The sequence below is a fragment of the Serratia sp. PL7 genome (assembly GCF_945957435.1).
Map to the genome: position 1 here is coordinate 11,806 of NZ_CAMFLB010000020.1, position 11,473 is coordinate 23,278.

The following is an 11,473-nucleotide window of genomic DNA, read 5'->3' on the forward strand; positions in this document are numbered from 1 at the left end:
ATTTTTAATCATCTAGCGCCCTCTCTCTTACTCCATCCCTAATTCTTTCAGCTTACGCGTTAAGGTATTTCGGCCCCATCCCAATAGGCGGGCAGCTTCCTGCTTGTGCCCCTGGGTATGCCGTAGCGCGGTGGTGAGCAAAGTGCGCTCCATTTCCGGCTGAGCTTCGGACAACAGGTTTTGATGACCGGAACGTAACGCGCGGTCGGCCCACTGTGCCAACAACGTGGCCCAACTGTCCGGCAGGCCGTGGCTGCTGGCTTGCGGCGCGGCGGTTTCAAACAGTTCCGAGGGTAGATCCTGGATCAGCACTTCTTGCCCTGCGGCCATCACGGTCAGCCAACGGCAGGTATTTTCCAACTGGCGTACGTTGCCTGGCCACGGCAAACGGGTGAGGGCGGTTTCAGTTTCCGGATGCAGGTTCTTCGCCTCTACACCCAACTCTTTCGCGGCCACCTGTAGGAAATAGCGCGCCAGGCGCGGAATATCCTCACGGCGTTCACGCAGAGGCGGCAGATGTACGCGGATCACGTTCAGGCGGTGGAACAGATCCTCACGGAATTTGCCCTCTTGGACGCGCAACTCCAGGTTCTGGTGGGTGGCGGCAATGATACGCACGTCTACCTTCACCGGCGCATAGCCACCCACACGATAGAACTGGCCGTCCGCCAACACGCGCAGCAAGCGGGTTTGTACATCCAGCGGCATATCCCCGATTTCATCCAGGAACAGCGTGCCACCGTCGGCCTGTTCAAAACGGCCCTGACGGATCTGATTGGCGCCGGTAAACGCCCCTTTCTCATGGCCGAACAGTTCAGATTCGATCAGGTCTTTGGGGATCGCGGCCATGTTCAGGGCGATAAACGGCGATTTGACGCGTGGGCTGTGGCGATGCAGCGCATGGGCAACCAGCTCTTTCCCGGTTCCCGACTCCCCGTTGATCAGTACGCTGATGGAGGAACGCGACAGGCGGCCAATAATGCGGAACACATCCTGCATTGCTGGGGCTTCACCAATAATATCGGCGACAGGATCGTTGGCAGGCTGGCTGCGAGCGGGTTGCTGTTGCTCTTGATAGTGGCTGATGGCACGCTCTACCAGCGCGACGGCCTCATCAATATCAAAGGGTTTTGGCAGGTAATCGAACGCCCCTTGTTGATAGGCGCTAACCGCCGCGTCCAGATCCGAATGCGCCGTCATTATGATGACCGGGAGCATCGGGTGACGCTGTTTTATCTGCTTGAGCAGTGCCAGGCCATCCATACCCGGCATGCGGATATCTGATAGCAGCACGTCGGGAGTTTGTGTAGCCAATGCTTCCAACACGGCATTGCCGCTGTCGAAGGTGACGCTGTTCACCCCGGCTCCGGTGAGCGCACGTTCGAGCACCCAGCGGATGGAGCTATCGTCATCGACGATCCAGACTATCCCTCGTTGCATAGCACAAACCTCACTGGCGAATAGGCAGGAAAACCGAGAATTCGGTGTGACCTGGCCAACTGTTAAATTCAATTTTTCCGCAATGCTGATCGATTAGATTACGGGCGATGGATAACCCCAGGCCGGTACCGCCTTCGCGGCCGCTGACCATCGGGTAGAACAGAGTGTCTTGCAACTGGGCCGGTACGCCCGGGCCGTCATCCTCAACATCGATCCGCGCCGCCAGCCGGTAGCGGGTGCCGTGCAGGGTGATCTGAAACGCGGTACGCGTGCGCAGCGTGATGGTGCCACCGGTTTCGCTCAGCGCTTGCAATGCGTTGCGGGTGATATTGAGCAACACCTGCTCGATTTGATCGGGATCGTGCGCCAGTTCCGGCAGGCTAGGGTCGTAATCACGCACCAGCGTGACGTTATCGGGTTTCTCCAACGACACCAATTGGAAGACCCGTTCCGCTACCTGATGGATACTCTGGGTAATATGTTGGCCGGGGCGCTGCGGCCCTAGCAGGCGATCTACCAGATTACGCAGCCGATCGGCCTGTTCGATGATCACCTTGGTGTATTCCGTCAGCGAGGGGTCTGGCAAAGCTTTCGCCAGTAACTGCGCTGCACCCCGCAAACCGCCGAGCGGATTTTTGATTTCGTGGGCCAGGCCGCGCACCAGATCGCGAGCCGCAACCTGTTGAGCGTGCTGTAACTGCTCCTGGCTGAGGCGACGCTGATTGTCCATTGGGGCCAGCTCAAGCAGAATAAAGCCATCTGGCAGCGCTTGAGCGGTCAGGGAGAGGATATGGGCGCGGCTGTCGACCACCAGAGTCACTTCGTTATCGGTAAAACCCTGACCAGCATGCAGGCTCTCGCGCATCAGATCGATATTCAGCGAAAAATAACCGAGTAAATCGGGCAGCGGTGTACCGAAAAGTTTACGAGAACTCTGTGCCAGCAGCTGTTGTGCCGCCGGGTTGGCGTAGTGGATCGCCAGTGTGTCATCCAACAGCAAAATGCTATTGATGAGAGAATTGAGGATCTGCCCAGCATCGGGCAGCTTGCCGGTTGCCATACAGCAGTCTCCTGCACCTTTTTAGTGCATCCATCCTACTCCATCCGCAACCATCACGGTATGAAATAGTTTTGCAGAACATACGGTGGAGAAAAAAGCCCATCCGAAGATGGGCTAAAAGTTTCCACGGCAACAAAAAAACGGCTTAGATAAATAGCGAGCGATGCGCCATCCGTAGACAGCGCGGGTATGGCTTAAACGCTATGACTTAAACGCTGTAGTACAGTTCGAATTCAACTGGGTGTGGCGTCATGCGCACGCGATCCATCTCTTCTTTACGCAGTTCGATGTAGGCATCGATCGCGTCGTCGGTGAATACGCCACCGCGGGTCAGGAATTCACGGTCTTCGTTCAGTGCGGCCATTGCTTCATCCAGTGAGCCAGCCACTTTTGGAATTTCAGCTTCTTCTTCCGGCGGCAGGTCATACAGGTTTTTATCCATGGCATCGCCAGGGTGGATCTTGTTGATCACGCCGTCCAGGCCAGCCATCAGCAGCGCGGCGAAGCACAGGTATGGGTTAGCCGCTGGGTCCGGGAAGCGAGCTTCGATACGGCGCGCTTTCGGGCTGGCAACCACTGGGATACGGATAGACGCGGAGCGGTTACGGGCAGAGTAAGCCAGCATAACCGGCGCTTCGTAACCTGGGACCAGACGCTTGTAGGAGTTGGTGGTCGGGTTGGCCAGGGCGTTGATTGCTTTAGCGTGCTTGATGATGCCGCCAATGTAGAACAGCGCCATTTCAGACAGGCCGCCGTACTTGTCGCCAGCGAACAGGTTGGTGCCGTTCTTGGACAGTGACATGTGGCAGTGCATACCTGAGCCGTTATCGCCGAACATCGGTTTTGGCATGAAGGTCGCGGTTTTACCAAATGCGTGAGCCACGTTGTGAACCACGTATTTGTAGATTTGGATTTCGTCGGCTTTCTTGGTCATGGTGTTGAAGCGGGTGGCCACTTCGTTCTGACCGGCGGTTGCCACTTCGTGGTGGTGAGCTTCAACCACCAGGCCCATTTCTTCCATGGTCAGACACATGGTAGAACGGATGTCCTGTGAAGAGTCGACCGGTGGCACTGGGAAGTAACCGCCTTTTACTGCTGGACGGTGGCCTTTGTTGCCGCCTTCGTATTTGGTGCTGGTGTTCCAGGCGCCTTCGATGTCATCAATGCTGACATGGGAACCACGGATGCTGCTGCCAAAGCGCACGTCGTCAAACAGGAAGAACTCAGGTTCTGGCCCAAACAGCACGGTATCGGCGATGCCGGAAGAGCGCAGGAAGTCTTCAGCACGCTTGGAGATCGAACGTGGGTCACGATCGTAGCCTTGCATGGTGCCTGGCTCGAGGATGTCACAACGAATGATCAGGGTAGATTCTTCGAAGAACGGATCCAGAACCGCCGTGCTGGCGTCTGGCATCAGCACCATGTCAGATTCGTTGATGCCCTTCCAACCACCGATTGAGGAGCCGTCAAACATTTTACCTTCTTCGAAGAAGTCGGCATTTACCTGATGAGCAGGGATGGTGACGTGTTGTTCTTTACCCTTGGTGTCAGTGAAACGCAGGTCTACGAATTTCACTTCATGCTCATTCAGCATCGTCAAAACGTGTTCAGCGGACATACTTAACTCTCCCGGATTTATCGTTGTCATCGTCGTGGAACGAATCTGTGTACTGGCCTGTTTTGCCCTGTCTAGGCTCTTATTAAGACAAAGCGAAAACTGTGCCAACTTTTAAAAAGCGAAAAAATCGCCGGTTTGCGCGGGTTTTGCCCATCGCCAGTATGCACCATTAGCGACGCAATGCACTATGTTGGTGCAAATAACCGGGTGCAGGGCACTGAAATGGTGCAAAACATCACCCGTTGCTGCTTTTTGCACCGTGAAAGGGATCACAAACTAGCCTGTACACAGTTGTTTATAAGAGAGTGTTGTGATCTTGTTTAGTACCTCGCTTAATACGTGTACAATAGCGCGCTATTTCTAATGCCTGAGGCAAAGCTGTGATCGAAAATTTGCGTAACATCGCCATTATTGCCCACGTTGACCATGGTAAGACCACCCTGGTTGACAAGTTGCTGCAACAATCCGGTACTTTCGGAGAGCGTTCAGAAGCGACAGAACGCGTAATGGACTCCAACGATTTGGAGAAAGAGCGTGGGATTACCATCCTCGCAAAAAACACCGCCATTAATTGGAAAGACTACCGCATCAACATCGTAGACACCCCAGGACACGCCGATTTCGGCGGCGAGGTAGAGCGCGTGATGTCAATGGTCGACTCGGTGCTGCTGGTTGTGGATGCAATGGATGGCCCAATGCCGCAAACCCGTTTCGTGACCAAGAAAGCGTTTGCTAATGGTCTGAAACCGATCGTGGTAATCAACAAGGTTGACCGCCCTGGCGCGCGTCCTGACTGGGTTGTGGATCAGGTCTTCGACCTGTTCGTTAACCTGGACGCTACCGACGAACAGCTCGACTTCCCAATCATCTATGCATCCGCATTGATGGGTATCGCGGGTCTTGACCATAACGATATGGCCGAAGACATGACTCCGCTGTACCAGGCGATTGTCGATCACGTCTCTGCACCGCAGGTTGAGCTGGAAGCACCTTTCCAGATGCAGATCTCGCAGCTGGACTACAACAACTACGTGGGTGTTATCGGCATCGGCCGTATCAAGCGTGGTAAAGTCAAGCCTAACCAGCAGGTCACCCTGATCGACAGCGAAGGCAAAACCCGTAACGGTAAAATCGGTAAAGTGCTGACCCATATGGGTCTGGAACGTATCGAAGCCACCGTTGCCGAAGCGGGCGACATCGTTGCCATCACCGGCCTGGGCGAGCTGAACATCTCTGACACCATTTGTGATGTGAACGCGGTTGAAGCGTTGCCAGCACTGTCGGTTGATGAACCTACCGTAAGCATGTTCTTTAACGTCAATACCTCACCGTTCTGTGGTAAAGAAGGCAAGTTCGTGACTTCACGCCAAATCCTTGAGCGTCTGAACAAGGAACTGGTACACAACGTGGCGTTGCGCGTTGAAGAAACCGAAGATGCTGATGCATTCCGTGTTTCAGGCCGTGGTGAACTTCACCTGTCGGTTCTGATCGAAAACATGCGTCGTGAAGGTTTTGAACTGGCGGTTTCCCGTCCGAAAGTTATCTTCCGTGAAATCGATGGCCGCAAGCAAGAGCCGTTCGAGAACGTGACGCTGGACATCGAAGAACAGCACCAGGGTTCTGTGATGCAGGCGATGGGTGAGCGTAAAGCTGACCTGAAAAACATGGATCCAGATGGCAAGGGCCGTGTGCGTCTTGACTACGTGATCCCAAGCCGTGGCCTGATCGGTTTCCGTAACGAATTCATGACCATGACTTCTGGTACCGGTCTGCTGTACTCCACCTTCAGCCACTACGACGATGTGCGTCCGGGCGAAGTGGGCCAGCGTCAGAACGGCGTGCTGATCTCTAACGGCCAGGGCAAAGCGGTAGCGTTCGCTCTGTACGGTCTGCAAGATCGCGGTAAGCTGTTCCTGGGCCACGGTGCTGAAGTGTATGAAGGCCAGATCATCGGTATCCATTCACGTTCTAACGACCTGACCGTGAACTGCCTGACCGGTAAGAAACTGACCAACATGCGCGCATCGGGTACCGATGAAGCGACTACCCTGGTTCCGGCCATCAAAATGTCTCTGGAGCAAGCTCTGGAATTCATCGATGATGACGAACTGGTAGAAGTCACGCCAATCTCGATCCGTATCCGTAAGCGTCACCTGACGGAAAACGATCGTAAGCGTGCCAACCGCGGTCCTAAAGAAGCTTAATTCGCCGATTTAATCCGCAATACTTAGGGCGTGTCACAGCGCCCTGAGTTTTTTCCTCTGTCTTTCCCCCATTCTGCGGCGCGCCATGCGCTTTTCACACTGCTCCCTGTTCAGCCTTAACTTTTCCCGTTACAGTGAAATCTCACTGGCCCATGGGAGAGGACTATGCTGTATATCTTTGATTTAGGTAATGTGATTGTCGATATCGATTTCAAACGTGTACTGGGCGTGTGGAGCAACCTGAGCGGTACACCGCTGGCGACGTTGTCCGAACGTTTTAGCATGGGTGAGGTATTCCAACAGCACGAGCGCGGCGAGATTAGCGACGAAGATTTTGCAGCCAAACTCTGTGAAGAAATGGGGATAGCGCTCAGCTTCGAGCAGTTTGCCACCGGCTGGCAGGCGGTGTTTGTTGCCTTGCGCCCTGAAGTGATCGAGATTATGCACCGTCTGCGCAACGAAGGGCATCGCGTGGTGGTGTTATCGAATACCAACCGCCTGCACTGTAATTATTGGCCTCAGCACTACCCTCAGGTCGCTGAAGCAGCCGATCACATGTATCTGTCGCAGGATCTTGGCATGCGCAAACCCGATGCCAACATCTATCAGCACGTACTGAAGGCGGAAAATACCCCGGCGGATCAAGCGGTATTCTTTGACGATGTGGCGGCGAACGTAGAAGCGGCCGCAGCGCTGGGGATCAAGGCGGTGCACGTCATCGATCGCCAGGTTGTGCCGGCTTATTTTGCTCAATAATCACCGTACGTTAAGCTTAAGGCGTCCAGACTGACATTTAGGATGAAGATATGTCGTTTTTCCGCCGCAAAAAGCTGCCATCGTCGATCAAACCCGGAATAACCTTCGGGCGGTTGCTGTTTAAACGTATTGATGAGGATGGCCTGACCATGTTGGCGGGCCATCTGGCCTATGTCTCGCTACTTTCCCTGGTGCCGCTGATCACCGTGGTGTTTGCGCTGTTTGCCGTTTTCCCGATGTTTGCGGATATCAGCGTGCAGCTAAAAAGCTTTATTTTCTCCAACTTTATGCCTGCCGCCGGTAATGTGCTGCAACGTTACCTGGAGCAGTTTGTTGCCAACTCCAGCAAGATGACCGCCGTGGGGATCTGCGGCCTGATCGTCACCGCGCTGCTGCTGATCTATTCGGTGGATAGCGTGTTGAACACCATCTGGCGCAGTAAGAACCAACGGCCTATCGTGGTTTCCTTTGCCGTTTACTGGATGGTGCTGACTCTTGGCCCGCTGTTGGTGGGGGCCAGTATGGCGATCAGCTCATATCTGTTGTCGCTAAACTGGTTAGCGCAAACCGGCGTTAACAGCCTGGTGGATGAGGTACTGCGCATCTTCCCGCTGATCCTGTCCTGGGTCTCTTTCTGGTTGTTATACAGCGTGGTGCCTACGGTACGCGTGCCTGCGAAAGATGCGTTGATCGGGGCGCTGGTGGCAGGGGTGCTGTTCGAGCTGGGTAAGAAAGGCTTTGCGATGTATGTCACCATGTTCCCTTCCTACCAGTTGATCTACGGCGTGCTGGCGGTGATCCCGATTTTATTTTTATGGGTCTACTGGAGCTGGTGTATCGTGTTATTGGGTGCCGAAATCACCGTTACGCTGGGCGAGTACCGCCTTTACCGGCAGCAGAAAGCAGAACAACAGCAAAAACAGGAGCAGGAAGGATCGTTATGATTGCGTTAATTCAACGGGTATTAAACGCCAGCGTTACGGTAGAAGGTCAGACGGTAGGCAAGATTGGCCCCGGTTTGTTAGTGTTATTGGGCGTCGAGCAGGACGATAACGAGCAAAAAGCCCAACGCCTGTGTGAGCGGGTGCTGGGGTATCGCATCTTCGGCGACGAGGATGACAAGATGAATCTTAACGTTCAGCAGGCTGGTGGCAGCCTGTTGGTGGTGTCGCAGTTCACACTGGTAGCAGATACCCAGAAAGGCATGCGGCCGAGTTTTTCGCGCGGTGCGGTGCCGCAGGAGGCCGATCGGCTATACCGCTATTTTGTTGGGCAGTGCCAGGAACGGGGTATTGAAACCCAGACCGGTGAGTTTGCCGCCGATATGCAGGTGGCGCTGGTGAACGATGGCCCGGTGACGTTCTGGCTGCAGGTTTAAAGATCACAAGAGAAGGCGTCTATGTATCACCTACGAGTACCCGTTACAGAACAAGAACTGAAGGAGTATTACCAGTTTCGCTGGGAGATGCTGCGCAAGCCATTACACCAGCCGGTGGGTTCGGAAAAGGATGCCTACGACGCCATGGCGCACCATCAAATGGTGGTGGATGAGAACGGCCGGATTGTGGCCATTGGCCGTCTGTATATCAATGCCGATAACGAAGCCGCTATCCGCTTCATGGCGGTCGATCCCACGGTGCAGGACAAAGGCCTTGGCACGCTGGTGGCGATGACCTTGGAGTCAGTAGCGCGCCAGGAAGGGGTAAAGCGGGTGGTGTGTAGCGCCCGTGAGGATGCAGTGGACTTCTTTGCCAAGCTGGGCTTTATCAACCAGGGCGAAATCACTGCGCCGCAAACTACGCCGATCCGCCATTACCTGATGATCAAACCCGTGGCCACGCTGGATGACATTCTGCATCGCCCCGACTGGTGCGGGCAACTGCAACAAGCCTGGTATGAACATATCCCGCTCAGTGAAAAGATGGGGGTGCGCATCAGCCAATATACCGGCCAGCGTTTTGTCACCACCATGCCAGAAGTGGGCAACCAGAATCCACACCATACGCTGTTTGCCGGTAGCCTGTTCTCCTTGGCAACGCTGACCGCCTGGGGGCTGATCTGGCTGCTGCTGCGTGAGCGCCACCTTGGGGGCACGATTATTCTGGCAGACGCCCACATTCGCTACAGCAAACCGATCACCGGCAGGCCGAGAGCCGTTGCCGATCTGAGCTCATTGAGTGGCGATCTGGCCCGTTTGGCGCGTGGCCGCCGGGCGCGCGTGCAGGCAGAGGTACATTTATTCGGTGACGATGACGAAGGTGCAGTATTTGAGGGTACCTATATGGTGCTGCCAGCCGAACCGGAAGAGCCGTTGGACAAGGGCGGTTCAGAGCCGATAGCGAGCTGAGCATCAAGCCGTGTAGCTTGGCTCTGTGACCAAATCTATCCAGGTGGGCGCTGCATGCTGCGCCCACTTAACGGGTTGGGCTTAATTGATGACTTAATCTGTCGTATAAATTGGGCACGGCTGCCGATTATTTTTTTAATCAGAAAAGTCCGCCTCTATTTAGCATAATTGACTGTTTAGTTTACATACAGCAAATAAAGTGCAGGCATTAAAACAGTTTCAGAATATTTACCCCGCCTCACTCTGAGATTTATGCCAGTTCCGATGCCTCTAAGTCCCGTACAGTCACGATCTCTTGCTTGTCTGATGCCGAATTATGTCGTTAGAATGCCGCAAAATCATTAAGGCGGTTTATCTGAATGGACTCAGTAGCTCAGCGGTTGGCAGTATCATTGTTGTTTCTTTCTCTCAGTTCGGCGGTTGGCGCCAATATGCTCAGCCCGGCGGATCGAGATACTATCCAACAGCAACAACGTGAATTGTTGCAGCAAAACCAACAACAACGTCAGGAATTGCAACGCAGCCTGACGCCGGTGCTGCCACAAACGCCAGCAGCCACAGCCCCTGGCGGGCCGTGCTTCGCCATCACGACCATTCGCCTTGAAGGTGCCAGCCATCTGCCCGCCCGTGCGCGGCAAGCCTTGACGCAACCCTATCTGCAACGCTGCCTGAATCTGGCCCAGATCAACACCCTGGTGCAGCAGGTTTCCGATTGGTATATCGAACGGGGCTATATCACCAGCCGCGCTTTCCTGACCGAGCAAGACCTGTCCCATGGGGAATTGAAGCTGTTGGTACTGGAAGGGCAGTTGGAAAAGATCTTGCTGGACCAACGGGATGACCGAATGCTGAAGATGGCGTTCCCCGGCCTGGTGGGCAACATCCTTAACCTGCGCGATATCGAACAGGGTATGGAGCAGATCAACCGCCTGCGCCAGCAACCGGTGCAGATTGAAATCCTGCCCGGTAGCCAACCGGGCTATTCGGTGGTCAACCTGACCGCCAAGCCAGAGTTCCCGGTGATGCTGGGGCTGGGTTTTGACAACAGCGGGCAGAAAAGTACCGGCACCGGACAGATCAACGGCTCATTGACCGGCAATAACCTGCTGGGGCTGGCGGATCAGTGGTTTGTGACCGGCGCGCGCAGCAGCGATTTCGCCAACGATCACGATGCACGCAGCGTCCAGGCCGGTGTCAGCCTGCCTTATGGCTACTGGCTGATGGATTACAACTACTCCTACAGCGACTATCTCTCGACGATCGACAATCAGGGCTTTGACTGGCGATCCACTGGCGACAGCCAGACCCATCGCTTCAACGTTTCGCGCGTATTGTTCCGTAACAGTGACATGAAAACCGGCCTGGCGCTGGGCCTGACCCACCGTATCAACCGCAACTATCTGAATGACACCCGGCTGGACAGCAGCAGCCGTAAACTGACCAGCGTATCTCTGGGCGTGAGCCATAGCCAAAAACTGTTGGGCGGTTTTGCCACGCTCAACCCCTCCTACAGCCGTGGTGTTCCCTGGTTAGGCGCGGAAGATGACAGCGGCAAGGCCAGTGAAGCCCCTAAGGCGGAGTTTAATAAATACACGCTCTCCGGCAGCTATTACTTACCGTTGGCGCAGAACTGGAACTACCTCACCAGCCTGTACGGCCAGTGGACGCCCGATCGCCTTTACGGCAGCGAGCGCCTGACCCTCGGCGGCGAAAGTTCGGTGCGTGGCTTCAAGGAACAGTATCTCTCCGGAGATAAAGGCGGCTACTGGCGTAACGAGGTCAACTGGTCGCCGTTCAGCCTGCCGTATCTGGGCGATATTTCCGTATTGGCTGCCGTAGATGGCGGTTATCTGCGCCACGACTCCGTGGACGCCTACGCTTCCGGCACGTTGTGGGGCGGCGCGGTGGGGCTGGGCAGCCGTAACCGCTATTTCAGCAGCCAATTTACCGTGGGCTGGCCGCTGGCGCATCCGAGTTGGTTAGAGCCGGATCGGGTGTCGATTTACTACCGTATTAACATCGTTCTTTAATTTACAGGGAAAGGTTTC

Annotated in this window: 9 protein-coding genes; 6 read left to right on the forward strand and 3 right to left on the reverse strand. The window is 55.0% G+C overall.

What is annotated here, in order from left to right; genetic code table 11:
- Positions 1-27: 27 nt before the first annotated feature.
- The 3 genes from glnG to glnA all read right to left on the reverse strand — a co-directional run bounded on the left by glnG (position 28) and on the right by glnA (position 4,118).
- Positions 28-1,440, reverse strand: coding sequence for a nitrogen regulation protein NR(I) (gene glnG, locus N6G83_RS41145; RefSeq protein WP_024527821.1), 1,413 nt, complete (start codon positions 1,438-1,440; stop codon positions 28-30).
- Between the two features lie 10 nt (positions 1,441-1,450).
- Positions 1,451-2,500, reverse strand: coding sequence for a nitrogen regulation protein NR(II) (glnL, locus tag N6G83_RS41150; protein WP_065683705.1), 1,050 nt, complete (start codon positions 2,498-2,500; stop codon positions 1,451-1,453).
- A 208-nt stretch (positions 2,501-2,708) separates the two neighbouring features.
- A complete protein-coding gene (gene glnA / locus N6G83_RS41155) occupies positions 2,709-4,118 on the reverse strand; it encodes a glutamate--ammonia ligase (protein ID WP_024527823.1) in 1,410 nt (469 codons plus the stop codon).
- A gap of 380 nt (positions 4,119-4,498) precedes the next feature.
- On the opposite strand from glnA, the gene typA reads away from it, so the two are divergent.
- From typA to N6G83_RS41185, 6 genes are all read left to right on the forward strand, one after another.
- Positions 4,499-6,322, forward strand: coding sequence for a ribosome-dependent GTPase TypA (gene typA / locus N6G83_RS41160; RefSeq protein ID WP_024527824.1), 1,824 nt, complete (start codon positions 4,499-4,501; stop codon positions 6,320-6,322).
- A 165-nt stretch (positions 6,323-6,487) separates the two neighbouring features.
- Positions 6,488-7,078: a glucose-1-phosphatase gene (gene yihX / locus N6G83_RS41165; protein ID WP_024482960.1), complete on the forward strand. Its 591-nt coding sequence runs from the start codon at positions 6,488-6,490 to the stop codon at positions 7,076-7,078.
- A 50-nt stretch (positions 7,079-7,128) separates the two neighbouring features.
- Complete coding sequence (locus tag N6G83_RS41170) at positions 7,129-8,022, forward strand: virulence factor BrkB family protein (protein WP_024527826.1); 894 nt, start codon at positions 7,129-7,131, stop codon at positions 8,020-8,022.
- On the forward strand, positions 8,019-8,456 hold the full coding sequence (dtd, locus tag N6G83_RS41175; RefSeq protein WP_024527827.1) for a D-aminoacyl-tRNA deacylase: 438 nt from the start codon (positions 8,019-8,021) through the stop codon (positions 8,454-8,456). Before N6G83_RS41170 ends, dtd begins: the two co-directional genes overlap by 4 nt.
- Positions 8,457-8,477: 21 nt before the next feature.
- Positions 8,478-9,425: a fatty acid biosynthesis protein FabY gene (gene fabY / locus N6G83_RS41180; RefSeq protein WP_024527828.1), complete on the forward strand. Its 948-nt coding sequence runs from the start codon at positions 8,478-8,480 to the stop codon at positions 9,423-9,425.
- Positions 9,426-9,784: 359 nt separating this feature from the next.
- Positions 9,785-11,455 (forward strand): ShlB/FhaC/HecB family hemolysin secretion/activation protein, encoded by a 1,671-nt coding sequence (locus N6G83_RS41185; RefSeq protein ID WP_211135438.1) that lies wholly within the window; start codon positions 9,785-9,787, stop codon positions 11,453-11,455.
- Positions 11,456-11,473: the final 18 nt, after the last annotated feature.

What these genes read in the sequence shown, in the direction of transcription:
- glnG (WP_024527821.1), bottom strand. Translation starts at nt 1,440, where the DNA reads ATGCAACGAGGGATAGTCTGGATCGTCGATGACGATAGCTCCATCCGC.
- glnL (WP_065683705.1), bottom strand. Translation starts at nt 2,500, where the DNA reads ATGGCAACCGGCAAGCTGCCCGATGCTGGGCAGATCCTCAATTCTCTC.
- glnA (WP_024527823.1), bottom strand. Translation starts at nt 4,118, where the DNA reads ATGTCCGCTGAACACGTTTTGACGATGCTGAATGAGCATGAAGTGAAA.
- yihX (WP_024482960.1), top strand. Translation starts at nt 6,488, where the DNA reads ATGCTGTATATCTTTGATTTAGGTAATGTGATTGTCGATATCGATTTC.
- N6G83_RS41170 (WP_024527826.1), top strand. Translation starts at nt 7,129, where the DNA reads ATGTCGTTTTTCCGCCGCAAAAAGCTGCCATCGTCGATCAAACCCGGA.
- dtd (WP_024527827.1), top strand. Translation starts at nt 8,019, where the DNA reads ATGATTGCGTTAATTCAACGGGTATTAAACGCCAGCGTTACGGTAGAA.
- fabY (WP_024527828.1), top strand. Translation starts at nt 8,478, where the DNA reads ATGTATCACCTACGAGTACCCGTTACAGAACAAGAACTGAAGGAGTAT.
- N6G83_RS41185 (WP_211135438.1), top strand. Translation starts at nt 9,785, where the DNA reads ATGGACTCAGTAGCTCAGCGGTTGGCAGTATCATTGTTGTTTCTTTCT.